Consider the following 23,898-nt stretch of genomic DNA (forward strand, 5'->3'; position numbering starts at 1 on the left):
TTTTCTCAATAAAAAGGCGTATCATCGGATACGCCTTTTTTGTCCTTCTAGGTTGAGAACCGACAAAAAGCGGCATTATTGGGTTTAACTGTATTTTTTGTCGGCTTGTCTGTATAATCGACCTTTATTTTTGCTTAAAAAGCCGATCATCATTCAATGCAGTTAATTCGAGGTATTCACCATTTCACCCGCCACGCCGAGTTAGCCAACGGTTGTGTACTGACCATCGGTAATTTTGACGGGGTGCATTTAGGGCATCAGCAGATTTTGCAACGTCTATTACAAAAAGCGGCTGAACTTGGCTTGCCTTCGGTGGTGATGATTTTTGAACCTCAGCCACGGGAATTTTTCGCACAACAGTACCAACCTCACACTGCCCCCGCCCGCCTAATGCGGCTACGGGATAAATGGCATTATTTAACACAGGCAGGGGTGGATTATGTGCTATGCGTGCGTTTTGATGCCCGTTTTGCCGCACAATCCGCCGATGGCTTTATTCGGCAATTTTTAGTGGAGACGCTAAAGGTGCGCTATTTAAGCGTGGGGGACGATTTTCAGTTCGGTGCAAACCGACAGGGTAATTTTACGACCTTATTGAATGCCGGCAGGCAGTTTGGATTTGAGGTGGAAAACAGCCACAGCCATTGTTTTGAACAGACACGTATCAGCAGCTCTCGTATTCGGGAGGCTTTGCAAGCGGACGATTTAACGTTGGCTGCGCAACTGCTCGGTAAACCTTATACTATTCGGGGACGGGTGGCACACGGCAATAAATTGGGGCGCACTATCGGTTTTCCGACCGCTAATCTTTTTCTGCACCGTTTGGTAACGCCAATCCAAGGGGTGTATGCGGTGGAAGTAGAGACCGCACAAGGTGTATTTCAAGGGATTGCCAATGTCGGCAACCGCCCGACCATTAACGGTACAAAGCCTCTGTTGGAAGTGCATATTTTCCGTTTTGCCGGCAATCTTTACGGGCAAACCATTGCGGTGCGTTTTTTGAAGAAAGTGAGAGCAGAAATTAAATTTGCCGATTTTGAAGCGTTAAAGCATCAAATTGAGCAAGATGTAAAAACGGTTGAGACATTTTTTGCCGATCAAGCGGTCTAATATCCGATATTTTTTGCAAATAATCCGCCTCGTCCGACCGCTTGCGGCGTTTGAGTCATTTCTATTTATTGGGACATCATAATATGACAGACTACAAAAACACTCTGAATTTGCCTGAAACAGGCTTTCCTATGCGTGGGGATCTCGCCAAGCGTGAACCCGATATGTTGAAAAATTGGTACGAAAAGCAGCTCTACCAAAAAATTCGTGCGGCTTCAAAGGGCAAGAAAACCTTTATTCTGCACGACGGTCCGCCCTATGCAAACGGAAATATTCACTTAGGGCACGCAGTGAATAAAATTTTGAAAGATATTATTATGAAGTCCAAAACCGCCCTTGGCTTTGACACCCCTTATGTACCGGGTTGGGATTGCCACGGCTTGCCGATTGAACTGAAAGTAGAAGGGTTGGTGGGGAAACCGAATCAAAACATTTCCGCTGCCGAGTTCCGCCAAGCCTGCCGTGATTATGCGAAAGAGCAGGTAGAGGGGCAGAAAGCCGATTTTATCCGAATGGGGATTTTGGGCGATTGGGATAACCCGTATCTCACAATGAATTTCAATACCGAAGCCAATATTATCCGTACCCTCGGCAAAGTGATTGCCAACGGGCATCTCTATAAAGGCTCGAAACCGGTGCATTGGTGCTTGGATTGCGGTTCTTCTTTGGCGGAAGCGGAAGTGGAATACGAAGATAAAGTCTCGCCGTCTATTTATGTACGTTTTCCGGCGGTTGTAAGCGGTGAGATCGAGGCGAAATTTGGCAGTGAAGGCAAAGGCCACGGGCAGATTTCGGCGGTGATTTGGACGACAACTCCGTGGACATTGCCGTCTAACCGTGCAATTTCCCTCAATGCCGCATTAGATTATCAGTTAGTGCAATTTGGCGATGAACGCTTTATTTTAGCGGCGGCACTGGTCGAAGACGTGGCGAAGGCGGTCGGCGTTGAACAGGTAACCGTTTTAGGCGAAGCGAAAGGGCAGGATCTGGAGTTGTTACGCTTTAATCACCCGTTCTATGCGTTTAGCGTGCCGTTTATTTTGGGCGATCACGTTACCACCGACGGCGGTACAGGCTTAGTTCACACTGCACCGGATCACGGTCAGGACGACTTTATCGTCTCTCAAAAATACCAATTGGAAATGGCAGGGCTAATCGCAAATGACGGCTTATTTAAAGCGGACGTGCCGTTTTTTGGCGGCAAGGGCGTGTTTGAGTCCAACGATTTAGTCATCGAAAAATTAAAAGAAACCGGCACCTTGCTGAAATTAACCCGCATCAAACACAGCTACCCGCACTGCTGGCGGCACAAAACGCCGATTATTTTCCGTGCCACACCGCAATGGTTTATCGGAATGGAAACCCAAGGCTTACGCCGCCAAGCCCTAGGCGAAATTAAAGGCGTGCGTTGGATTCCGAGCTGGGGCGAAGCCCGTATTGATACAATGGTGGCGAACCGTCCGGATTGGTGTATCTCCCGCCAACGTACTTGGGGCGTGCCAATGGCAATGTTCGTCCACAAAGAGACGGAAGAACTTCACCCACGCACGTTAGAATTACTGGAAGAGGTGGCAAAACGGGTCGAACAACAGGGTATTCAAGCGTGGTGGGATCTTGACCCTGCCGAGTTATTAGGCACAGAAGCGGAGCTTTACCGTAAAGTACCGGATACCTTAGATGTGTGGTTCGATTCCGGATCGACCTATGCCTCGGTGGTTGAACAACGCCCTGAATTTAACGGCAAATCGGCGGATATGTATTTGGAAGGCTCGGATCAGCACCGTGGTTGGTTTATGTCTTCGTTAATGCTTTCCACTGCCACCAGCGGCAAAGCGCCGTACCGCCAAGTATTAACCCACGGCTTCACGGTGGACGAAAAAGGACGCAAGATGTCCAAATCCCTTGGTAATGTCATCGTACCAAGCGAAGTATGGAACAAAAACGGAGCGGATATTTTACGGTTATGGGTGGCATCAACGGATTACACCGGTGAAATTTCTGTGTCGCACAACATTTTAAATCGTGCGGCAGATTCGTATCGCCGGATTCGTAACACAGCACGTTTCTTACTGGCAAACTTGAACGGCTTTGATCCGAAACGGGATTTAGTCGAACCGGAAGCGATGATCAGCCTTGATCGCTGGGCGGTAAGTTGTGCATTAGAGGCGCAAAACGACATCAAAGAGGCGTACGATAACTACCAATTCCACACTGTTGTGCAGCGTTTAATGCGTTTCTGCTCCATTGAAATGGGGTCGTTCTATTTAGACATCATCAAAGATCGCCAATATACCACCAAAGCGGACAGTCTTGCCCGCCGTAGCTGCCAAACGGCATTGTGGCACATCAGCGAAGCACTGGTCCGTTGGATTGCGCCGATCTTATCGTTCACCGCCGATGAAATTTGGGGTTATCTGCCGAAAGTGGATAATCGGGCGGAATTTGTGTTTACCGAGGAATTTTATCAAGGCTTGTTCGGCTTAGGTGAAAATGAAACCTTGGACGACAGCTACTGGCAAAAACTGTTGAAAGTGCGGGCGGAAGTCAATCGTGTATTAGAGCAAGCCCGTAATGATAAATTGATTGGTGCGGCACTGGAAGCGAAAGTTACCGTATATGCCGATGAGGATATTCGTCCGCTTTTAGCACAATTAGGCAATGAACTGCGCTTTGTGTTAATTACCTCGCAAGCGGAAGTGAAACCATTGGCGGATGCCGATGTCGCAGAAGGTGAGCTTGCCGGTTTAGCGGTAAAAGTCGAGCGGGCGGCGGGCGAGAAATGCCCACGTTGCTGGCACTATTCCGACAAAATCGGCGTAAATCCGCAACACCCGACACTCTGCCCACGTTGTGTTGAAAATGTGGCAGGCAACGGCGAAGTGCGTCAATTCGCATAACGCCGATTGCAATTATCGGTCGCAAGCGGTGGGTTATGGCAAGAAAAACGGTATTACGTAGCAAATACACAAAAGTAGAAATTTTAACAGAATGTAGGGACACACTGCGTGTGTCTTTATAAAAATCAAATTATTTCAATAGGTTCAAATCCGGACACACGCAGTGTGTCCCTACAAGCGAACAAAAAATGACTTTGTGCAACTGCTATATAATATTGAAGAAAAAGGCAAAATCCGACCGCTTGCAATGAGTTTTAAGAGGGCAAAATGCTAATTTTAAACAAACAAAATCGGGCGAAAAAATGGATCGACAATCTGCCGTTTATGCCTCAGCAGGCAGAACAGATTGATTTTTTGACTGATAGCCGTGCGTTCAAAACACGCATTTTACAGCTGATCAGCCAAGCCAAAAACCGCATTTATATCACGGCACTGTATTGGCAGAAAGATGAAGCCGGGCAAGAGATTTTAGAGGCGCTTTATCAAGCGAAAATCGCCAATCCGGCGTTGGAAATTAAAGTGCTGGTCGATTGGCATCGGGCGCAGCGGGGCTTGATTGGAGCGGAAGACCAAAGCAGCAATGCCGATTGGTATCTCAAAATGCGTGAAAAATACGCTTTGCCGCAAGAGAACGACATTGCGTTTTTCGGCGTGCCGATCAACAGCCGTGAAATTTTCGGTGTGTTGCACCTAAAGGGCTTTGTGTTTGATGATACCTTACTGTACAGCGGGGCAAGCATCAACAATGTCTATTTGCAACAATTCGAACGTTACCGCTACGACCGCTATCACCAGATCGAAAATCCACAGCTTGCCGATGCAATAGTCGCTTTTATTCAACAGCAGATTTTAGACAATCCGGCGGTCAGCCGTTTGGATGTGAGCGAACGGCAAAAAACGGCGGCGATCCGCCCGCTTGTAAGAGCCTTCCGCAAGCAGTTGAGCCAACAGCAGTATCAATATCAGGGGCAAACGCTTGACGATCAACAGCTAATGCTGGCGTTATTGATCGGCTTAGGACGTAAAAACCGACTGAATAAAACGATTGAGGCGCTGTTTTATCAAGTCAGTGAAAAGCTGACGATCTGCACCCCTTATTTTAATTTCCCCCGTTCATTGCGTAACCGCATTGCGTGGTTGTTGGAGACGGGCAAACAGATTGAAATTGTGGTCGGCGATAAAACAGCCAACGATTTCTACACACCGCCGGACGAGCCTTTTACAATGGCGTCCGCACTGCCTTATCTGTACGAAAAAAATCTGCGGGCATTTGCCAAACGCTTCGATGCTTTTATTCAGAACGGGCAATTAACTATCCGCTTGTGGCGGCACGAGAATAACAGCTACCACCTCAAAGGCGTTTGGATTGACAGCCGTTATATTTTATTGACCGGAAATAATCTCAATCCGCGCGCGTGGGGACTAGATGCGGAAAATGCCGTGCTGATTTCCGACCCGCTGGCACAATTAACGACCAAAGCCGATCAAGAATTGGCGCAGATTCGCACCCACACCAATGTGCTTACCCATTACAGTGATTTGGAAAAATTGAAGGATTATCCGGATAAAGTGCAAAAATTACTGAAAAAATTCGGGCGGGTGAAATTGGATAAAATTGTCAAAATGCTGCTTTAGCGATAAAAAACGCCTCGGTTGAGGCGTTTTCTTTTTTCATTGGACTACGAACGTTTCATTATTTCAAAAAATTCATCGTTAGTTTTTGCCACCACTAATTTATCAATGAGGAACTCCATTGCTTCCACTTCGCCCATTGGGTTAAGAATTTTACGCAAGATCCACATTTTTTGTAGCTCGTCCGGCGTTGTGAGCAGATCTTCTTTACGCGTACCGGAGCGGTTAAAGTCAATTGCCGGGAAGACCCGTTTTTCCGCAATTTTACGGGAGAGATGTAATTCCATATTCCCCGTCCCTTTAAACTCTTCAAAAATCACCTCGTCCATTTTTGAGCCGGTATCAACTAACGCCGTGGCAATAATGGTTAGGCTACCGCCTTCTTCCACGTTACGGGCTGCACCAAAGAAACGTTTCGGGCGGTGTAGGGCGTTAGCATCGACCCCACCGGATAGAATTTTCCCCGAAGCCGGTGTTACGGTATTGTAGGCACGCGCTAAGCGGGTGATGGAGTCGAGTAGAATAACCACGTCTTTTTTATGTTCGACCAAGCGTTTGGCTTTTTCAATCACCATTTCCGCTACTTGAACGTGGCGGGCTGCCGGTTCGTCAAAGGTGGAGGCAATCACTTCCCCTTTTACCGAACGCTGCATTTCCGTAACTTCTTCCGGGCGTTCGTCAATCAAGAGGACGATCAGCTCACATTCCGGATAATTATGGGTAATACTTTGAGCAATGTTTTGTAGTAGCACTGTTTTACCCGCTTTTGGCGGCGCAACAATCAAGCCACGCTGCCCTTTCCCGATTGGCGAGGCTAAATCTAAAATACGGGCGGTCAAATCTTCGGTTGAACCGTTGCCACGTTCCATTCTTAAACGGGAATTGGCGTGGAGAGGGGTTAAGTTTTCAAACAGGATTTTGCTGCGGGACACTTCGGGTTTGTCGTCATTGACACGATCGACCTTTAACAAAGCGAAGTAGCGTTCTCCCTCTTTCGGCGGGCGGATTTTGCCTTCAATCGAATCGCCGGTTTGTAGGTTGAAACGGCGGATTTGGCTCGGCGAAACGTAAATATCGTCCGGCCCCGCTAAGTAAGAACTGTCGGCAGAGCGTAAAAAGCCGAAACCGTCCGGTAAAATTTCCAACACGCCTTGACCGAAAATATCTTCACCGCTTTTGGCGTGTTGTTTTAGAATGGCAAAGATAATGTCTTGTTTGCGTAAACGGGCTAAATTTTCCAAACCCATCTGTGTTTCACCGATGCGGACAAGCTCCGACACGGGCGTATTTTTTAATTCTGTAAGATGCATAATAGATATGTATTTTGTTAATAAGATTGGATGTAAAGATTAATTCAGAATTGAGTTACTTGAATTGAGGTGGCGAAGAATAACGCAAAATCGCCGTTTTTGCAAATTTTTTGTGTGAAATGACCGCTTGTTAGGCAAAAAGCAGATCAAACCTTTCGTTTGATAATATGCGATTTAGTTATTTGGCAAGCGGTCGGATTTTCGCTTAAATTGGCAAAAATTGAGATTACCTATTAAAAGGGGCATTTTATGTTTAAAAAATTATCAACAATGGTGTTATCTGTGGCTGTTTTGGCAAGCTCGACCACGGCTTTTGCCAAGCAGAGTTTATTGGAACGTATCAATGATAAAGGCACGATCACGGTCGGCACAGAAGGGACTTACGCCCCGTTTACTTACCACGATGCCAGCGGTAAATTGACCGGTTACGATGTGGAAGTTACCCGTGCGGTAGCGGAAAAATTAGGGGTAACGGTTGAGTTTAAGGAAACCCAATGGGACGCAATGTTGGCGGGGCTAAAAGGCGAGCGTTTTGATTTGGTGGCAAACCAAGTGGCACTCACCACGCCGGAGCGTCAAGCGACATTTGATAAATCCGAACCATACAGTTGGTCGGGGGCGACGTTGGTCGCCCGCCAAGATGAAAGCCGGATTAAACAACCGGAAGATGTAAAAGGGCTGAAAGCCGCGCAAACCCTCAGCTCAAACTACGGTGAATTAGCCCGCAAATATCAGGCGGAGATTGTGCCGATTGACGGTATGGCGCAGGGCTTATTGTTAATTCAACAAAAACGGGCAGACGTTACCTTTAACGATTCCCTCGCATTGTTGGATTATTTAAAGAAAAACCCAAATGCCGGTTTGAAAAGCGTGTGGGAGTCGGCGGATAAAGTCGGGGCAGGCTTTATTGCCAATAAAGGCAATGATGAAGCCTTAGCTAAAATCAGTGCGGCGGTAGTTGAATTACAGCAAGACGGCACGCTGAAAGCATTGGGCGAGCAATTCTTTGGAAAAGATATCAGTGTTAAATGATCTGTTAGCCGCCCTCCCGTTTATGACCGATGCCCGAGCGGAATTGGTCATAAACGGTTTTTGGCCGATGGTAAAAGCGGCGATTTTAGTTTCTATTCCGTTAGCGATCGCCTCTTTTGTGATCGGAATGGTGATTGCCGTGGCGGTCGCATTAGTGCGGGTGAGTCCTTCACAACATATTTTGCACCGCCTGTTGCTGTTTTGGGTGAAAGTCTATATTTCAATTATCCGTGGCACGCCGATGTTGGTGCAAATCTGCATTGTGTTTTACGGTTTGCCGGCGATCGGCGTGTTTATCGATCCGATTCCGGCGGCGATTATCGGCTTTTCGTTGAATATCGGCGCCTATGGCTCGGAAACCATTCGCGCGGCGATTTTATCTGTACCAAAAGGGCAGTGGGAAGCCGGTTATACCATCGGTATGACCTATATGCAGACGTTTCGCCGCATTATTGCGCCGCAAGCCTTTCGGGTTGCCGTACCGCCGCTCAGCAATACCTTTATCGGCTTATTTAAAGATACCTCCCTTGCTTCAGTGGTAACGGTTACGGAAATGTTTCGAGTCGCGCAGCAGGTGGCGAATATGTCCTACGATTTTTTGCCGGTGTATATCGAAGCCGGCTTGATTTATTGGGGCTATTGTTGGGTATTATTTATTATTCAAGCGCGGCTCGAAAAACGCTTTGACCGCTATGTAGCGAAATAACGATGATTAAAATCCGAAATATTCATAAAACCTTTGGTCAGAACCCCATTTTGCGGGGGATTGACCTTGATATTCAAAAAGGGCAAGTGGTGGTGATTTTAGGCCCGTCCGGTTCGGGTAAAACCACTTTTTTACGTTGCCTGAATGCGTTGGAAATGCCGGAGCAAGGCACGATTCAGTTTGAAAATGCAGAACCTTTGTCGGTAGATTTTGCCGCCCGCCCAAGCAAAAAAGCCATTTTAGCGTTGAGACGCCGTTCCGGAATGGTATTCCAAAATTACAATCTGTTTCCGCACAAAACGGCGTTGGAAAATGTGATGGAAGGGCCGGTTTTTGTGCAGAACAGACCGCTTGAACAGGTAAAAACGGAAGCCTTGACGCTGTTAGAGAAAGTCGGGCTGGCGGATAAACGTGATCATTACCCCTTTCAGTTATCGGGCGGTCAGCAACAGCGGGTAGGGATTGCCAGAGCCTTAGCCATTCAGCCGGAATTGATGTTGTTTGACGAGCCGACTTCAGCCCTCGATCCGGAATTGGTACAAGATGTGCTAAATACAATGAAATCGTTGGCAAATGAAGGCTGGACAATGGTGGTCGTTACGCACGAAATTAAATTTGCCCTTGATGTTGCCGATATTGTGGTGGTGATGGACGGCGGGGAAATTGTGGAGCAGGGATCGCCGCAAGCCCTTTTTTCCAACCCACAACACGAGCGGACGAAGCGTTTCCTACAACGTTTGAAAACGGCATAGCAAGCGGGCGGTTGTTGCAGCGATTTTGCAAAAAAGGTCGCCTAAGCGACCGCTTGTTATCCCGTGATTATGGGTGATCCTGCCGACAATACTGCTTAATCAGTTGGTGGAGTTTGTGGTTATTGCGACGGAATGCTCGGCAATAAGGGCAGATAACCAAATGAAGTTTGAGACGAAATTGTTGTTGAGCCGAAAGCGATTGCTCATAGGCAAGGGAGATCAGCTCAGTGGCTTGTTTACATTGCATTTAGGTTTCCTCATCGAACCAATTTTTAGATAAGCAGCGTTGGAGTTGGACTCTTGCTCTATATAGTATCACGTTTAAATTATTAACAGAAATGTTACATTCCTGACAAATTTCCTCACTCGTCAGTTCCAAATGCGTTCGCATCATAAAAATCTTTGCTTGCCGTGCGGGCAGGTGATCCAAACAGATATTGAAAATCGCCCAAAATTCTTTTTGATAGACAGCAGATTGAATGTTACGCCATTCCGAAACTAAATCTTTTTCACCCCAATGCCCGTGTTGGTCAAAAAATTGCTCGGTATTGTCGCTTTCGGTGATATCCGATAGCACAACCGTACGTTTGCGGATTTTCAACGCATCAATAATTTTATTTTTGAGAATGGCGAAGATCCACGTTTTCAGTGCTGATTGCCCACGAAATGTGCCGGCGTGTTTATAGGCGGACGCTAGAGCTTCTTGTACAATATCTTCCGCAAGATCAGGATCGGAAAGTTGTAAGGTCGCAAATTTTATCATTTGCAATCGAATGTCAGTGATTTCTGAATTGGATAATGTATGCATTATTTTCTCCTTAAATTTTGTAAGGATTCTAAATTATTCCTGTCAAAAGGAAAATATTTTTTACTAAACCCTTGAGGATAAAATGCTAAGATTGCCTGCAAATGACATTACCCCTGAACATATTTTCAACCAACGCCGTAAAATTATCCAAGCTCTCGGTTTAGGGATTGCCGGATCAATGTTGCCGAAAATAAGTTTGGCAGAAATGGCGGAGAACTCCCCGCTTGCCTTTCAAACAGCGAGTGAAAACGGCTTGGTATTAACCCCTGAAAATAAGGTAACGGGCTACAATAATTTCTACGAATTTGGTGTGGATAAAGGCTCGCCGGCACAATATGCCAAAAATTTCAAAACGGATCCGTGGCAATTAACGATTGAGGGTGAAGTCGAAAATCCGTTCAGCTTGGATTATCGCCAGCTCACTACTACCTTTCCCCTTGAAGAACGGATCTACCGTTTTCGCTGTGTAGAGGCGTGGTCAATGGTAATCCCTTGGGTCGGCTTTGAGCTTGCCCGCTTAATTGAACGAGCGAAGCCGACAAGCAAAGCGAAATATGTGGTGTTTCACACGCTGTTTGATCCTGAGCAGATGCCGGGGCAGAAAAATTACTTTTTCGGTGGTGGCATTGATTATCCTTATGTCGAGGCATTACGCTTAGATGAAGCATTGCACCCTTTAACTTTACTTACAGTCGGTTTATACGGCAAGCCGTTGCCGCCGCAAAACGGTGCGCCGATTCGGTTAGCTGTGCCGTGGAAATACGGCTTTAAAAGCATTAAGTCGATTGTCAAAATCAGTTTGACCGATACCCGCCCGCATACAACTTGGGAAAAATTAGCACCGCAGGAGTATGGTTTTTACGCCAATGTTAATCCGAATGTGGATCACCCCCGTTGGTCGCAGGCTTCGGAACGTATTATCGGCAGCGGCGGATTACTGTCGGTGAAACGCCAACCGACCTTAATGTTCAACGGCTATGAAAAAGAGGTAGCGCATCTTTATAAAGGTTTGGATTTAAGGGTACATTTCTAATGTTAGCGTATTGGCGACTGTTGATTCATCTTGGCTGTGCAATGCCGTTCGGTTGGTTGGGGTATGGCATTCTCACTGAAAATGCCTATATTTTTGGCAGCGATCCGGTGAAAGAGATCGAACATTTTCTAGGCTATACGGCATTGATTATCTTTTTTGTGATGTTTGGGCTGGGGATTTTGCTGCAACTGCTTGGGAAAAACCACTATCAAATTTTACGCCGTCCGCTAGGTTTGTGGGCGTTTGCGTGGGCAGGGCTGCATATCGGCTGTTATCTTTGGTTGGATTTGGGGTTGGATATTGCTCTTTTTAGCCACGAAATTACTCGCCGCCCTTATTTACTAATGGGATTTCTCGCGTTTGTAATTTTAAGTATAATGGCACTCACATCGTTACCTCGTTTAAAACAAAAACTGGGTAAACATTGGGGGAGAGTGCATCAACTTGCCTATGTGGCGTTAGTGCTTGCGGTGATCCATTACTACCAGTCGGTGAAAAGTATCAGTTTTGGGGCAGTGGTGATGACAAGCGGGGTGATGATCATTATTTTTTGGAAGTACGCTTATCCCTATTTTATCAGGCTGATTAGCCGTTTGACTTCATAAAGGAGCTGCAATGTCAAAATCGCTTCCAAAAATTCTTTCTGTTTCCACCTTAGCGAAGGGCAATGTTTTTCATATTCAATCCGTTGATTTGCGTTTTTCTAATGGTGAACAACGCACTTACGAACGCCTCAAGCCCGGCAAATTGCCTTCCGTGATGATTGTCCCGATTCATCAAAATGAATTGGTGATGATTAAAGAATATGCAGTCGGGCCGGAACGCTACGAACTTACTTTTCCTAAAGGCAAGGTTGATGAAGGAGAAAGCCCCGAGCAAAGTGCAAACCGAGAGTTACGCGAGGAAGTTGGGTTTGCTGCGGGTAAACTGACATTACTACGCTCCCTCTATTCCAGCCCCAGCCATATGTTTGGGTTGATGCACGTGTTTGTGGCAGAAGATTTGTACCCTTCACCGCTGGCATCGGGCGATGAGCCCGAACCGTTGGAAGTGGTGCGTTTTCCCCTGTCGGAGATTGACCGATTACTAGCCGATCCCGATTTTGCCGAGTCCCGCAACTTAGCGGCGCTGTTTCTACTCAAGGCATATTTAGCTGCACGATAAGAGTACAAGCGGTCAATTTGCAGATGTTGTTTGCAAACCGACCGCTTGTTTAAGTTTAAGGCTTTCTTGCCAACATCGTGGCAAATTGCAGTTTGATCCGATTGCCCTGTGCATCGGTTTTGTGTAATTCACCGACATTTTCGTTATATTTAATCAGTTCCCAGCCCTGATAATACTGTTTTAATTCACCGCTTTTAAAGGTAAACGAAAACGGCATTGGGCAGGGGTATTCCGCCGTGTCCATTGCACACACAATCAAATTATAGCCGCCACTTTTGGTATGTTGTTGCATATCGGCAATAATGTGCGGAATACGCTCACGTTGAAGAAACATCATTACAACGGTAGAGATAATCAGATCAAATTCACCTGTCAGAGCAGCTTGGTTGATGTCATAAATGCCGGTGTGAAGCCGCTGCGCCTGCTCTTGTTCAATAATGCAATTTAAAAATTGAATGCTGTCTAGGTTGTGATCGAGTGCCGTTACCTCAAAGCCTTTTAGGTTTAAATAGAGTGCGTTGCGTCCCCGCCCGCAGCCGAGATCGAGGGCGTGCCCCTGCTGAAGATACGGCATTGCGTTCAGCACTTCCGAGTGGGCGGACGTGAGGTGATATTTTTTCGCAAAGTAATCTTCCGCGCGGCAATAAAAGGCTAACTGGCATTGCAGATCATCAGTAAGCGCCGTTATTTTATGCCACCCTTGCGGGGCGACAAAGGGGGGCTGATGGTTGGCATCAAACACCGTTTCGCTGATGATCTCGCCGGATTCATTGAGTTCGTCATACTTCAATGCACCTTTTAGGACGGTTAATTTTGCCCAAGTACCGACTTTCGTATTGTGCTTTTCTTGAAACATTTGGGGTAACGTATAGGCGTGCCAAACCGGCAACTGCTTATAGCAAATTAAATCCTGCATTGTATTATCCTGTGATAAGGGGAAAGCATAGGGCGATTTTACCCTTTTCTGATCGGCTCACAATAAAAAACCGACTAAAATAGTCGGTCTTTTTATTTGCTTTGATATATATCAAAGGGAAAGCGTTTTAAATTGGCGGGCGAAATAGACTAACGCATCGTCCGTTTTCACTTGAATATCGGTCAGTTTGACAAAAAAGACCGAATGCGTGCCGACGCTATGGCTGTCAATAATATAGCCTTGCAATGCGGACACGGCATCTTTGAGGATAGGTTGGCGGCTGTCGCTCTCTTGCCAAATATCCCATTCAAACCGCTCGTCCATTGTGCTGTCTAACATTCCGGCGAAATGTTTTGCTAACGCTTCGTGTTGCGGGTTCAGTACGTTGATACATACTTTGCCGTTTTGCTTGATAATGTCGTGCAGGGTACTGCTTTGATTGACGCAAAACAATAGCGTAGGCGGTGTATCGGTTACCGAACAGACGGACGATATGGTGATGCCGACTTTACCGGCGCTGCCGTTGCTGGTAACAATACTGACGGCAGCGCACAGATGTGCCATTGCCTCGCGGAATTGATGGGAAAAGGGGGAAATGTCAGCCATAATTTATCCTTATAGTTTCCAAATGACGTGGCATTGGCGGTCTTCGGCGTCGTGAGAAATCAGGAAGCGGGCGAAAATATCGTCCATTTCGTCGTTCTCATTCACTAAGCCGACCCACACCTCTGCAAAGGCATCGGGGTCGATCAACACGCCGATTTCTTCGTCCCAGTTATCTCTGGTTTCGACCATTTCGACTGCGCCACGCGCCTCAAACTGTAAGTTGAACAGCAGAATATCAGCAGGGTCGAGATGTTCGCCCGCCATTTCCAAAAAAGTGTCGTAAGCGATGTCGATAGCTTCATCGGGCGTTAATTTTGTGCTCATAGTTTCTCCTAGTCTATGGGTTATGTTGCTTTGTGGCAAATAACAAGCGGTTAGATGGTATGCTTTTTTAGCAAAATCAGCCGACCCAGATAAATTTAGCGATAAACAGTAGCGATACCACCGCCACAGGTGCGTTGATCTCCTTTAGTCTGCCGGTACAGAGTTTCATTACACAGTAGCTGATAAAGCCGAATGCGATCCCTTCGGTAATCGAATAGGTAAACGGCATCATTGCGGTGGTAATAAATGCCGGTGTAGCTTCGGTGAGATCGTCCCATTTGACTTCAATTAAACTGGACGCCATTAAAATGCCAACAAACACCAACGCACCGGCGGTGGCATAAGGCGGTACAACCGCAGCAAGCGGCGAGAAGAAAATGGTGAGTAAAAAGAGGAGACCGACTACGATGGCGGTTAAGCCGGTACGTCCGCCGACCGAAACACCGGAGCCGCTTTCTATGTAGGTACTGATTGCCGATGTGCCCATATACGACCCTGCCATTGCACTGACGCTATCCACATACAAGGCTTGTTTCATTTTCGGGAAACGACCCGTTTTATCGGCGATGCCTGCTTTGTTGGTCACGGCAATCAGTGTGCCGGAGGAGTCGAATAGGTTCACCAACATAAAGGAGAAGATAATGCCGAGTAAGGCGGTATCCAATGCGCCGGCAATATCGACTTGCCCGACAACCGCTTCCAGACTTGGCGGCGTTGAAAGAACACCGTTAAAGGTTACGCTCGGGTCAAAGATTAACGCCAAGCCGGTGATGACGACAATAGACACTAACACACCAGAATGAATGCCTTTGGCGCTTAAAACCACAATGATAAAGAAGCCTAAAATCCCCATTAGCACTTTCGGATCGTGCAACTCGCCCAAGGCGACCAACGTTGCCGGATTAGCGACTACCAAGCCCATATTTTTAAAGCCGATCAAGGCGATAAACAAGCCGATACCTGCCCCGATTCCCACACGCAAGCCGAGAGGAATGGCGGACATAAACCAGTAACGCACTTGCAGTAAGGTGAGTAGAAAAAGCCCTACTGAGCCCCAAAAAATCGCGCCCATTCCGATCTGCCAAGAGTAACCGAGTTTTTGCACCACCACAAAGGCGAAAAAGGCGTTTAACCCCATTGCTGGCGCAAGGGCAATCGGCAAATTGCTGAAGAGTCCCATTGCGATTGTACCGAATGCGGCGATAAGACAGGTGGTAACAAACACCACTTGGCTGTCCATTCCCGCCACGCCTAAAATAGACGGATTGACGAACACGATATACACCATTGTGAAAAAGGTGGTAATACCGGCAACCACTTCGGTTTTCACACTGGTTTGCTTTTGTTTGAGTTGAAAGAGTTTGTCTAACATTCTTTTTCCTTTAGTTATCTAACACGATTTTTAAAAGCTCTACGGCAAGGAACGCCAAGCTGAAACGTTGCTCGTCCGCTACCGTCCAAAATTGCACGGTGGCATCGTTTTTCTCAAGTAACTGGCTGATTTGTAACGCATTTTGGCAGTCATCGTCATTTTCACCGTTTTTAACCGGCGTGATAATTTGCTCAAGGTTAACGTTTAACCACGCCTGTTGCTGCCACTGCTCGCTCAATGTATGGCTGTCTATCGGGTAGTTTGATTGTACCGTTACCATTTGCGATATGCCGTAAAAGACCGGCACTTGTACCGAATGAAAGGTCAGACAAGCGGTCAGTTGCGGCAAGACTTTTGCAAATTGCAATTCAAACTCACGGGAAAACGGCAGCTTCGCTTCTTCACCTTGCACATTTGCTGGCACAGTATCGAATGCAACACGGGCGGTGTCTGCATCAAGGGGAATACCGTTTAAGAGTTGAGCGGTTTGTCCTGCCAGCTCACGCACTTTTTCATCACCAAAATAGGCGGACGGCAATAACGAGCTGACAAAAATATGTGCCAACGGCTGATCCAGTAACGGCTTTAACGCTAAGGCAAGTTGGCTGACTTGCGGATTGGCAAGGGCTACGATATTGCGTTCCCGCATATTCTCGATCGCTTCGTTATTCACACTTGGCACAATGACCGGCACATCGCCGATTAAGGCACTGATACCGTATAAATCTAAAATAATGCAGCCGGCTTTCACGGCATTTGCCAGCACTTCCGCTTGCGCCATTTTGCCGGCAAATAGAACGTGGCTGAATTGCGACCAATCCACATCGTCCAACGGAATTTGGGCAACGGCTTTTGCACCGAAACGCAGGGAGTGTTCTTCCCCAAAATGTTCCAGTTCAACGGCGGAAATTTGCGCAATATTGAGCGTGCTGTTTTCTAAGGCTTCGAGGAGTTTTTCAGCCAATAAAAAATCGGCTGCGATTGCTAAATGGAGATTTGCCATTTTTTCGATCTCTTGTCAAAATAAAAACGGATTTTACTCTGTTTTAACAATGATTGCGAAAGGAAAAACCGTGACACCTGCGATTAATTTACTTAAAAAACAAAAAATTGCATTTCAACTTCACCCCTACGATCACGACCCGAACAATACGAATTTCGGGCAAGAGGTGGTCGAGAAGCTCGGCTTAAATGCCGATCAAGTGTTTAAGACCTTGTTGGTTGCAGAAAACGGCGATCAGAAAAAATTAGCGGTGATGGTTGTTCCGGTGTCAAAAATGTTAAATCTGAAACGGGCAGCCCAAGTGTTAGGCGTGAAAAAGGTGGAAATGGCGGAGAAAACGATTGCTCAGAAAATCACCGGCTATTTGCTAGGCGGCATCAGCCCGCTTGGGCAAAAAAAGCGTTTGACGACAGTGATCGACCAATCGGCGCAGCAGTTTGCAAGCGTGTTTGTTTCCGGCGGTAAGCGGGGGCTGGATATAGAGCTGAATGCCCAAGATTTAGCCGTACTGACGGACGCTATTTTTGCGGAGATTAGTGAGTAGATTAAGCAATTTAAAGGATAGCCAAAGGGCAAAGAAAGCCCATTTTCAATCATTTGAGATTATGGTATAGTTCGCACTTTAGTAATTGGCTTCTCATTCTCATTTGTTGAGGGGCGCTTAGCCCATAAATCAAAATGGCAAAACAAGATTCAGATTGTATTACGCTTGATCTGTTCGCATCAATGCCAAAAGTTGGGCGACCACGCACCAATCCCCTTAGTCGAGAGCAACAAGTCCGCATCAACAAACGTAATCAACTAAAACGAGATCGTTCTTCGGGATTAAGGCGTGTTGAGCTTAAACTACACTCGGATTTGGTGAATGCATTGGCACAGGAGGCTCGTTTAAAAGGGCTGTCTCGTGGACAATTGATCGAAATGATTTTAACGAATTACATCAATGATTAACCCATTGATTTTTAATATAAATAGGTAACTTAAATGGCTGTTGTCGGTTTATTTTACGGTAGCGATACCGGAAACACAGAAAATATCGCAAAAATGATCCAAAAGAAATTGGGCGAAAATTTAGTCGATGTTCGTGATATTGCAAAAAGCACCCAAGAAGATATTGAAGCCTATGATTTTCTGCTTTTCGGTATTCCGACTTGGTATTATGGTGAATCTCAAGCGGATTGGGACGATTTTATGCCAACCCTGAAAGAAATTGATTTTACCGGCAAAATTGTCGGTATTTTCGGTTGCGGCGACCAAGAAGATTACGCCGAATATTTTTGCGATGCAATGGGGACAATCCGAGATATTGTCGAACCAAACGGTGCAACTTTGGTCGGATTATGGCCGACAGAAGGCTACACCTTTGAAGTCTCGCAAGCCTTAGTTGATGAAAATACCTTTGTCGGTCTCTGTATTGACGAAGATCGCCAACCGGAATTAACCGAAGAGCGTGTAAGTCGTTGGTGTAAACAAATTTTTGATGAAATGTATTTAGCCGAATTAGCGTAAACCAGCAGGAGGCAAAAATGTCTGAAGAAAATACAAAATTATTAAAAAGCGTCGGGCTGAAGGTAACCGAACCACGCTTGACTATTCTTGAATTGATGCAAAACACCCGAGAAACCCTTCAACATTTTGCGGCTGAGGATATTTATAAATTACTGTTAGAGCAAAAATCCGAAATTGGCTTGGCAACTGTTTACCGTGTGTTAAATCAATTTGAGGAAGTGGGTATTTTGACCCGCCACAATTTTGATGCGAACAAAGCGGTCTATGAATTAAACTACAATCACCAACACGACCATATTATCTGTATGGACTGCGGTAAAGTGTTTGAGTTTAAAGATTCCGAAATCGAACGCCGCCAGCGTGAAATTAGCCAACAGCACGGTATTGAACTGGCAAATCACAGTTTGTATTTGTACGGCAAATGTAGCAATATTCAAAAATGTGATGAAAAAGAGAAAAAATAGCTTAACCTCTTTTCGTTTTTCTTTCTAACAAGCGGTGAGATTTTGCCAATTTTGTGTAAAATCTCACCGCTTACGTCTATTAAACAGATTGAAATACAATGACAGAAACCACTTCACAACCTGTTGCGGCAAGAGTCCGCCAACCGAGAAAAATTTCACCGTTTTGGCTGCTGCCGATCGTCGCTTTTGCGATCGGCGCTTTACTGTTTTTCCAAATTCTCAAAGAGCAGGGCGAGAAAATCACCATTCGTTTTAAAGAGGGAGACGGGATTACCGCCGGAAAAACGATGATCCGCTATCAAGGCTTGCAGATCGGGCAGGTGAAGAAAGTCTATTTTGTTAACGATCTGAAAGAAGTGCAGATTGAGGCGGAGATCAACCCTGAAGCGAAATCGGTCTTGAAAGAAGGCACGAAATTCTGGCTGGTTAAACCCAGCGCTTCGTTAGCAGGGGTGTCGGGGTTAGATGCGTTAGTATCGGGGAATTACATCACCTTGCTCCCGACTGACGAGAGTGAGGCAAAGAACCGCTATGATTTCATTGCAGAGGAAGAACCGCCGGCGATTACGGTAACGGACGGCGATTTGCTGGTGAGACTTGTATCGGACGATCTCGGCTCGATTACGGTTGGGGCAAGTGTTTACTTCCGCAAAGTGCCGGTCGGCAACATTGCCGATTACCGCTTCACCCACGATCAAAAGAAAGTTGAAATTGACGTTGTGATCGACAAAAAATATGCCAACTTAGTCAAAAAAGCGAGCCATTTCTGGAACATCAGCGGGGTGAATATCAATGCCGGCTTGGCAGGGCTGAATGTTGAGGTCGATAGCTTGGCTTCTGTGGTGCAAGGGGCAGTTGCCTTTGACTCACCGGACGATTCACCGGCGGCGGCACAAGGGCAAAAATTTGCCTTATTTGAAAATTTAAAGGCAGCGTTGCGTGGCACGGAAGTGAAAGTGAATATTCCGATTGCCCCTAATTTAAAAGTGAACGAAACGCCCGTCTATTATCAAAATTTGCAAATCGGGGTGCTGTCGCAACTTGAAATGCCAACGGCGAGTGCCACAGAAAACCCTGAAGTTGAAAGTACGCCGAAAGGAATGTTACAGGGGACATTGTTGATCGACCCGAATCATCTCGATCTGCTGCGTAGCGGCTCGCATATTTTGTTGCGTGAACCCCGCTTCGATTTAAACAAAGAGCAAATCAGCAAAATCGGCGAGTTGTTCCGTGGCATTTATTTTGATATTAAAGCAGGCAAAGGTGAGCCGCAACGCCATTTTACCGTAGAACGCGAATCGGATTATTTGCTTAACCTGCCGAATGTGCTGGCACTGACCTTGACTGCGCCGAAAGCCTATGGCGTGGAGAAAGGGCAGGGCATTTACTACAATGATGTGCAGGTCGGGGAGATTTTAAAACGTCGATTAAGTCTTGAAAATGTTACCTTTGAGGCGATTATCTTCCCGAATTACCGACATTTAATCGCAGGGAATACCCAATTTATCGCCATCTCCAATGTAGATGTATCCGTTGGGTTAGACGGTTTGCGTGTCCATTCCGGTTCACCGAGTGAATGGCTCAAGGGCGGTATCCGTATTCTGCCGCATAAGCCGAGCGGCGAGCCGAAAACCCGTTATCCGCTTTATAAAAATGCCGAGAATGCCGAAGCCGGCATTGTAAACGATGATAAACGCCCGACGCTTACGCTAACTGCCACAGAGTTATCTGGGATTGATAAAGGCTCACTGGTGCTGTTCCGCCAGTTCCAAATCGGTGAAGTATTAAATATCCGCCCGCACAAAAATCAATTTAGTGTTGATCTCTATATTGATCCGAAACATCGACATTTGGTGGGCGATACCAGCCGATTTTGGATTGAGCCGGCGGTGCAGGTCGATCTCTCCGGCAACGGTTTAACAGTGCAAGCCTCGCCGTTAATGCGCAGTTTAAAAGGGGCGATTAGCGTCGATAATCACGGCAGTAAAGGCAATAAAACCCTTTACGCCAGTTATGCGAAAGCGACTTCCGGCAATACCTATTTGACCCTGTTTGCCAAAGACGGCTCGAAATTAAGCAAAGGTATGCCGATTAAATATATGGGGCTGACGGTCGGCACGATCGAAAGGTTACAACTGGACAATGCAAAAAAACAGATTAAAGCGACCGCTTACATTGAAGGACAGTACTACCCGCTGATTGCTAAATCGGGCAGCCGATTCAATGCGGTTTCCCCTGAAATTGACACAACCGGCGTGAAAAATCTCGATGCGGTTGTACAAAATTACCTGAACGTTGAGGTGGGCGGCGGTGAGCGTAAAACCCAGTTTCAAATTGCCGACACAGATACGGCAAAAACCTTATATGGCAACGGTTTTCCGATTATCATAGAAACCAGCGATGCCAACGGCATTACCCCGCAAGCGCCGGTAATGTACCGCGGAATGCAGGTGGGCAGTGTGCAGCGTTTAAGCTTGAGCGAGCTAGGCGATCGGGTGCTTATTCACCTGCGGATTGCGAATCAATATAAGCATTTGGTGCGTAAAAATAGTGAATTTTGGGCATCGTCCGGCTATACTATGGACATCAGTTTGAGTGGGGCGAGTATTAACTCCGGCACAATGTCGCAACTGTTGAACGGAGGCATTACTTTCTCTACACCGTCCGGCAGAGTGGTTCAGCCGCAAGCCGAACCTAACCGCCGATTCCGCTTACAACGTAAAACACCTGATGAAGCGCCAAGTTGGGATCAGGGCGTTGCGGAGTAAGTTTTATCAATGTGATTCCTAATGGAGAACGCAATATGAAAAATGTAACAAAATTCGGTTTAACGGCACTTGCCTGTTTAATGTTGGCAGCCTGCGGAAGCAGTGGCGGTGGCAGCAATGATACTGAAATCACGGCAAAAGATCCGAAAACAAATAAAACGCTAAGCTCCCTTGACGGTAAAACCGAGAAATCACAACCGGAAAAAAGCGAGGAAACACAATTATCTAATACGACAGGTAATGTGATAGTGCGTAAATTACAAGATGAAGATGTTAAGGTGGATTATGCCCCACAAACAAACGGTTCAATGGCTGAAATTGAGGTAGAAGGCAAAAAAATCCCAACCGTATTGCCGAATATCAATACTTCCAATTGGGCAACCTTGAATGAGGGGCAATTTGAGGTATGTTGCGGTAAATACCAGTATGTGCGTTTTGGTATGATGGAAGGTGGTACGGTAAATTATCAAGGGTTAGATTCTTATTTCTTCTATAACGGTTCGCCGACAAAGGATATGCCAAAGGGTAAGGCAAGTTACGAGGGCGATGTCGCAATTAGCGCAGAGCACCCTGTATTTGAAGATGATGATTGGAAAAAAGGTAAATCAACGTTTAATGCCGATTTTGATGCCAAACAGCTCACCGGTAACTTTAATGTAGAGGGATTAGCTCCGATTACCGTTAAGGCCAAAATTGAGGGAAATAGGTTTAACGGTACGGCAACCTCACCTGATTTCTCGGCGAAAAATGCGCAGTTAGAAGGTAAATTCTACGGCCCTAAAGCGCAAGAGCTCGGCGGTTTATTTGAAGAGAAAGCAACCCATTCTTGGGGTGGTGCTTTTGGAGCTAAACAGTAGCCTTTTTCTACATTTATAACAAGCAGTAGGTTTGAAGGAGATCTTTGCAAGCTAATAACGTAAAATAGATCAATATAATTGTAGGGACGCCACGCTGGCGTCCATTATACAATCGCACAATATTAATATTTTATGAAACGGACGCAAGCATTGCGTCCCTACATTGTGTGCAGATAGTTAGTTTGTGCAGCGAAGGCATAACATTGGTTTCGGTTTGACAAGCGGCGAGTTTGCAGGAAATTTTTGCAAATCCACCGCTTGCTTATTTGAGCCATTCAATATAAAAGGCGACAAATTCTCTGGCGAGGGAATCACCGTCGCCTAGGGCAAAAAGTCAGGGCTGACGCTGTCGAGTTGATAGTTACTCTCGTGAAACAGGATCGCAAGTCTTATATAGGGCGAATAGAAGTGGTAGGCGATATTGTGGGCTGGGGATAAAAATGCCGAATTTATCAAACATCGGCATTATAAAAATGTAAAGCTTTTGCAATATGTGGCAAGTCAAAAAGCAAATTATCTCACTTTTTTCACAAAACTTACCTCACTCGCTTTTAACCAATAGGGCAGACTGCACAACTTCGTTATACAGTGTTGCCCTTGCTTGAGCAATACTGACGGCTGGATAGTTGCCGATAGTGAATTTGGTTCTTTTTCCCGTGTACGGTACGTTATAACGAAAACGCCACGACTTTACGCCCGTCGGGTATATTTCAAAAAATAACCCGTTGCCGTCAGGGTGTTCATTCTTTCCGTCCTTAACATACTTCAAACGCTCTACTCGTGTATTGGTAAGCCTGTTCTGCGTTCTCGCGATAAAATCCTCAAAAGTACCCAAAATTTTGGGTACTTTGCCACTTGGGTACTATTTTTCACGCTCAATATGACGCAAGCGAACGCAAGTAGAGTTATCAGATATGAAAAAAGCCTTGCAGTACAAGGCTTCTAAAAGCTTTCAGCGTTAAGTTAAATCACACTGATTTATGAATTTGGTGGAGATAATCAGGATCGAACTGACGACCTCTTGAATGCCATATTTGTAAACAAACAATAAAACCTTTATTAAACAATGTCTTACATCTCTTGTTCAATACTTATGTAAAGTCTATAGCAGGGTAATGCAATAAATTATAGCGTATCACTGGCACAAAACTGACACACTACCCATCTTTTCACATCCTCTTACCAATCGGAAATAGATTAATTATCTTTCTGACAACAACATTTCTCGCTATTATCTTCTGTCGGGCAGCCGATGTCTTTGAATGCCCCCTCTGTAAACTCCCATTTCACGCACGCACCTGTAGGAAAGGTTTTGGCTGTTGTGCCGTCTTTCCCTCTTTCAATTTTCACATCATTGCCAAATGCCGAGACTTTGACAATCTCTGCGCCGGTGCCGTCATTGATGAGGTAAACTCATCTTTGTTGCGTTCAAATAATTTTGCAAAATTAGCAAAAGTGAGCAACCAAAAGGCTCGAACCGCTAAAAACGTGCCGAAAAAACGAGAGATTTCTATAAATTTCTCGTCTTTTTTATCAATTGTCAATGATCTTCCAAAATTGAACCACAAAGATCCTTTAAAAGTGTTCCACTTTTATTATTTCTTAATTACGATGTTTAAATCGATAAGATTCATT

At 45.9% G+C, this 23,898-nt stretch carries 26 protein-coding genes; 15 read left to right on the forward strand and 11 right to left on the reverse strand.

Translation table 11 applies throughout. The features are described 5' to 3' along the window. Positions 1–156 precede the first annotated feature (156 nt). The 3 genes from ribF to pssA all read left to right on the forward strand — a co-directional run bounded on the left by ribF (position 157) and on the right by pssA (position 5,642). On the forward strand, positions 157–1,110 hold the full coding sequence (ribF, locus tag RO21_RS06330; protein WP_047976956.1) for a bifunctional riboflavin kinase/FAD synthetase: 954 nt from the start codon (positions 157–159) through the stop codon (positions 1,108–1,110). A gap of 83 nt (positions 1,111–1,193) precedes the next feature. Beyond that, positions 1,194–4,007, forward strand: a complete 2,814-nt coding sequence (gene ileS, locus RO21_RS06335; RefSeq protein ID WP_047976957.1) for an isoleucine--tRNA ligase — start codon at positions 1,194–1,196, stop codon at positions 4,005–4,007. 267 nt (positions 4,008–4,274) lie between these two features. Beyond that, the gene (gene pssA / locus RO21_RS06340) at positions 4,275–5,642 is read left to right on the forward strand and encodes a CDP-diacylglycerol--serine O-phosphatidyltransferase (RefSeq protein ID WP_047976958.1); all 1,368 of its coding nucleotides are present in this window, start codon (positions 4,275–4,277) and stop codon (positions 5,640–5,642) included. A gap of 44 nt (positions 5,643–5,686) precedes the next feature. Here pssA and rho read toward each other — a convergent pair whose 3' ends face one another. Next, a complete protein-coding gene (gene rho / locus RO21_RS06345) occupies positions 5,687–6,949 on the reverse strand; it encodes a transcription termination factor Rho (RefSeq protein WP_047976959.1) in 1,263 nt (420 codons plus the stop codon). Between the two features lie 249 nt (positions 6,950–7,198). On the opposite strand from rho, the gene RO21_RS06350 reads away from it, so the two are divergent. The 3 genes from RO21_RS06350 to RO21_RS06360 are packed head-to-tail and all read left to right on the forward strand — an operon-like array spanning position 7,199 to position 9,439. After that, positions 7,199–7,981 (forward strand): amino acid ABC transporter substrate-binding protein, encoded by a 783-nt coding sequence (locus RO21_RS06350; RefSeq protein ID WP_047976960.1) that lies wholly within the window; start codon positions 7,199–7,201, stop codon positions 7,979–7,981. A gap of 22 nt (positions 7,982–8,003) precedes the next feature. Then, a complete protein-coding gene (locus tag RO21_RS06355; protein ID WP_420911989.1) occupies positions 8,004–8,687 on the forward strand; it encodes an amino acid ABC transporter permease in 684 nt (227 codons plus the stop codon). A 2-nt stretch (positions 8,688–8,689) separates the two neighbouring features. Beyond that, a complete protein-coding gene (locus RO21_RS06360) occupies positions 8,690–9,439 on the forward strand; it encodes an amino acid ABC transporter ATP-binding protein (protein ID WP_047976962.1) in 750 nt (249 codons plus the stop codon). 67 nt (positions 9,440–9,506) lie between these two features. Here the strand turns inward: RO21_RS06360 and RO21_RS06365 are convergent, their stop codons facing one another. Then, complete coding sequence (locus RO21_RS06365; protein ID WP_047976963.1) at positions 9,507–9,686, reverse strand: anti-sigma factor family protein; 180 nt, start codon at positions 9,684–9,686, stop codon at positions 9,507–9,509. Beyond that, positions 9,687–10,247 (reverse strand): sigma-70 family RNA polymerase sigma factor, encoded by a 561-nt coding sequence (locus RO21_RS06370; protein WP_047976964.1) that lies wholly within the window; start codon positions 10,245–10,247, stop codon positions 9,687–9,689. Between the two features lie 82 nt (positions 10,248–10,329). Here RO21_RS06370 and msrP point away from each other — a divergent pair, with 82 nt between their 5' ends. From msrP to nudE, 3 genes are read left to right on the forward strand one after another with little or no spacing between them, the layout of a single operon-like run. Next, positions 10,330–11,280 carry a protein-methionine-sulfoxide reductase catalytic subunit MsrP gene (msrP, locus tag RO21_RS06375; RefSeq protein ID WP_047976965.1) on the forward strand — a complete coding sequence of 317 codons (951 nt, stop codon included), beginning with the start codon at positions 10,330–10,332 and terminating at the stop codon, positions 11,278–11,280. After that, positions 11,280–11,885 (forward strand): protein-methionine-sulfoxide reductase heme-binding subunit MsrQ, encoded by a 606-nt coding sequence (locus RO21_RS06380; protein WP_047976966.1) that lies wholly within the window; start codon positions 11,280–11,282, stop codon positions 11,883–11,885. The genes msrP and RO21_RS06380 overlap by 1 nt, the downstream gene beginning before the upstream one ends. Before the next feature lie 10 nt (positions 11,886–11,895). After that, the gene (nudE, locus tag RO21_RS06385; protein ID WP_047976967.1) at positions 11,896–12,444 is read left to right on the forward strand and encodes an ADP compounds hydrolase NudE; all 549 of its coding nucleotides are present in this window, start codon (positions 11,896–11,898) and stop codon (positions 12,442–12,444) included. A gap of 55 nt (positions 12,445–12,499) precedes the next feature. Here the strand turns inward: nudE and tehB are convergent, their stop codons facing one another. The 5 genes from tehB to RO21_RS06410 form a co-directional block, all read right to left on the reverse strand. Continuing rightward, positions 12,500–13,360, reverse strand: a complete 861-nt coding sequence (gene tehB / locus RO21_RS06390; RefSeq protein ID WP_047976968.1) for an SAM-dependent methyltransferase TehB — start codon at positions 13,358–13,360, stop codon at positions 12,500–12,502. A 111-nt stretch (positions 13,361–13,471) separates the two neighbouring features. Continuing rightward, the gene (hpaC, locus tag RO21_RS06395; RefSeq protein WP_047976969.1) at positions 13,472–13,966 is read right to left on the reverse strand and encodes a 4-hydroxyphenylacetate 3-monooxygenase, reductase component; all 495 of its coding nucleotides are present in this window, start codon (positions 13,964–13,966) and stop codon (positions 13,472–13,474) included. Between the two features lie 9 nt (positions 13,967–13,975). Next, a complete protein-coding gene (locus RO21_RS06400) occupies positions 13,976–14,290 on the reverse strand; it encodes an HI1450 family dsDNA-mimic protein (protein ID WP_047976970.1) in 315 nt (104 codons plus the stop codon). A gap of 76 nt (positions 14,291–14,366) precedes the next feature. Beyond that, positions 14,367–15,662 (reverse strand): NCS2 family permease, encoded by a 1,296-nt coding sequence (locus RO21_RS06405; RefSeq protein ID WP_047976971.1) that lies wholly within the window; start codon positions 15,660–15,662, stop codon positions 14,367–14,369. Positions 15,663–15,672: 10 nt separating this feature from the next. Next, positions 15,673–16,665, reverse strand: a complete 993-nt coding sequence (locus RO21_RS06410) for an oxidoreductase (RefSeq protein WP_047976972.1) — start codon at positions 16,663–16,665, stop codon at positions 15,673–15,675. Positions 16,666–16,735: 70 nt separating this feature from the next. Here RO21_RS06410 and ybaK point away from each other — a divergent pair, with 70 nt between their 5' ends. The 6 genes from ybaK (at position 16,736) to RO21_RS12150 (ending at position 22,263) form a co-directional block, all read left to right on the forward strand. Then, on the forward strand, positions 16,736–17,209 hold the full coding sequence (ybaK, locus tag RO21_RS06415; protein ID WP_047976979.1) for a Cys-tRNA(Pro)/Cys-tRNA(Cys) deacylase YbaK: 474 nt from the start codon (positions 16,736–16,738) through the stop codon (positions 17,207–17,209). A 134-nt stretch (positions 17,210–17,343) separates the two neighbouring features. Then, entirely contained in the window at positions 17,344–17,616 is a 273-nt protein-coding gene (gene ybfE / locus RO21_RS06420; RefSeq protein ID WP_047976973.1) for a LexA regulated protein, read from the forward strand. A 33-nt stretch (positions 17,617–17,649) separates the two neighbouring features. Further along, positions 17,650–18,174 carry a flavodoxin FldA gene (gene fldA / locus RO21_RS06425; RefSeq protein ID WP_047976974.1) on the forward strand — a complete coding sequence of 175 codons (525 nt, stop codon included), beginning with the start codon at positions 17,650–17,652 and terminating at the stop codon, positions 18,172–18,174. A 17-nt stretch (positions 18,175–18,191) separates the two neighbouring features. After that, positions 18,192–18,638, forward strand: coding sequence for a ferric iron uptake transcriptional regulator (gene fur, locus RO21_RS06430; RefSeq protein WP_047976975.1), 447 nt, complete (start codon positions 18,192–18,194; stop codon positions 18,636–18,638). Positions 18,639–18,736: 98 nt separating this feature from the next. Beyond that, the gene (locus RO21_RS06435) at positions 18,737–21,406 is read left to right on the forward strand and encodes an MlaD family protein (protein ID WP_047976976.1); all 2,670 of its coding nucleotides are present in this window, start codon (positions 18,737–18,739) and stop codon (positions 21,404–21,406) included. Positions 21,407–21,441: 35 nt separating this feature from the next. Next, positions 21,442–22,263, forward strand: coding sequence for a Slam-dependent surface lipoprotein (locus tag RO21_RS12150; protein WP_053067731.1), 822 nt, complete (start codon positions 21,442–21,444; stop codon positions 22,261–22,263). 541 nt (positions 22,264–22,804) lie between these two features. Here the strand turns inward: RO21_RS12150 and RO21_RS12475 are convergent. The 3 genes from RO21_RS12475 to RO21_RS06445 all read right to left on the reverse strand — a co-directional run bounded on the left by RO21_RS12475 (position 22,805) and on the right by RO21_RS06445 (position 23,807). Further along, positions 22,805–23,098, reverse strand: coding sequence for an Arm DNA-binding domain-containing protein (locus tag RO21_RS12475; protein WP_277619733.1), 294 nt, complete (start codon positions 23,096–23,098; stop codon positions 22,805–22,807). Positions 23,099–23,460: 362 nt separating this feature from the next. Next, positions 23,461–23,613: a hypothetical protein gene (locus RO21_RS12825; protein ID WP_157019662.1), complete on the reverse strand. Its 153-nt coding sequence runs from the start codon at positions 23,611–23,613 to the stop codon at positions 23,461–23,463. Further along, entirely contained in the window at positions 23,610–23,807 is a 198-nt protein-coding gene (locus RO21_RS06445) for a hypothetical protein (RefSeq protein WP_047976977.1), read from the reverse strand. Before RO21_RS06445 ends, RO21_RS12825 begins: the two co-directional genes overlap by 4 nt. Positions 23,808–23,898 lie beyond the last annotated feature (91 nt).

Source organism: Muribacter muris (genome assembly GCF_001038205.1).
Classification (GTDB): domain Bacteria; phylum Pseudomonadota; class Gammaproteobacteria; order Enterobacterales; family Pasteurellaceae; genus Muribacter; species Muribacter muris.

Bases quoted from the DNA above. Each gene is read 5' to 3' on its own strand.
- ribF (WP_047976956.1), top strand. From the start codon at position 157: ATGCAGTTAATTCGAGGTATTCACCATTTCACCCGCCACGCCGAGTTA.
- ileS (WP_047976957.1), top strand. From the start codon at position 1,194: ATGACAGACTACAAAAACACTCTGAATTTGCCTGAAACAGGCTTTCCT.
- pssA (WP_047976958.1), top strand. From the start codon at position 4,275: ATGCTAATTTTAAACAAACAAAATCGGGCGAAAAAATGGATCGACAAT.
- rho (WP_047976959.1), bottom strand. From the start codon at position 6,949: ATGCATCTTACAGAATTAAAAAATACGCCCGTGTCGGAGCTTGTCCGC.
- RO21_RS06350 (WP_047976960.1), top strand. From the start codon at position 7,199: ATGTTTAAAAAATTATCAACAATGGTGTTATCTGTGGCTGTTTTGGCA.
- RO21_RS06355 (WP_420911989.1), top strand. From the start codon at position 8,004: ATGACCGATGCCCGAGCGGAATTGGTCATAAACGGTTTTTGGCCGATG.
- RO21_RS06360 (WP_047976962.1), top strand. From the start codon at position 8,690: ATGATTAAAATCCGAAATATTCATAAAACCTTTGGTCAGAACCCCATT.
- RO21_RS06365 (WP_047976963.1), bottom strand. From the start codon at position 9,686: ATGCAATGTAAACAAGCCACTGAGCTGATCTCCCTTGCCTATGAGCAA.
- RO21_RS06370 (WP_047976964.1), bottom strand. From the start codon at position 10,247: ATGCATACATTATCCAATTCAGAAATCACTGACATTCGATTGCAAATG.
- msrP (WP_047976965.1), top strand. From the start codon at position 10,330: ATGCTAAGATTGCCTGCAAATGACATTACCCCTGAACATATTTTCAAC.
- RO21_RS06380 (WP_047976966.1), top strand. From the start codon at position 11,280: ATGTTAGCGTATTGGCGACTGTTGATTCATCTTGGCTGTGCAATGCCG.
- nudE (WP_047976967.1), top strand. From the start codon at position 11,896: ATGTCAAAATCGCTTCCAAAAATTCTTTCTGTTTCCACCTTAGCGAAG.
- tehB (WP_047976968.1), bottom strand. From the start codon at position 13,360: ATGCAGGATTTAATTTGCTATAAGCAGTTGCCGGTTTGGCACGCCTAT.
- hpaC (WP_047976969.1), bottom strand. From the start codon at position 13,966: ATGGCTGACATTTCCCCCTTTTCCCATCAATTCCGCGAGGCAATGGCA.
- RO21_RS06400 (WP_047976970.1), bottom strand. From the start codon at position 14,290: ATGAGCACAAAATTAACGCCCGATGAAGCTATCGACATCGCTTACGAC.
- RO21_RS06405 (WP_047976971.1), bottom strand. From the start codon at position 15,662: ATGTTAGACAAACTCTTTCAACTCAAACAAAAGCAAACCAGTGTGAAA.
- RO21_RS06410 (WP_047976972.1), bottom strand. From the start codon at position 16,665: ATGGCAAATCTCCATTTAGCAATCGCAGCCGATTTTTTATTGGCTGAA.
- ybfE (WP_047976973.1), top strand. From the start codon at position 17,344: ATGGCAAAACAAGATTCAGATTGTATTACGCTTGATCTGTTCGCATCA.
- fldA (WP_047976974.1), top strand. From the start codon at position 17,650: ATGGCTGTTGTCGGTTTATTTTACGGTAGCGATACCGGAAACACAGAA.
- fur (WP_047976975.1), top strand. From the start codon at position 18,192: ATGTCTGAAGAAAATACAAAATTATTAAAAAGCGTCGGGCTGAAGGTA.
- RO21_RS06435 (WP_047976976.1), top strand. From the start codon at position 18,737: ATGACAGAAACCACTTCACAACCTGTTGCGGCAAGAGTCCGCCAACCG.
- RO21_RS12150 (WP_053067731.1), top strand. From the start codon at position 21,442: ATGAAAAATGTAACAAAATTCGGTTTAACGGCACTTGCCTGTTTAATG.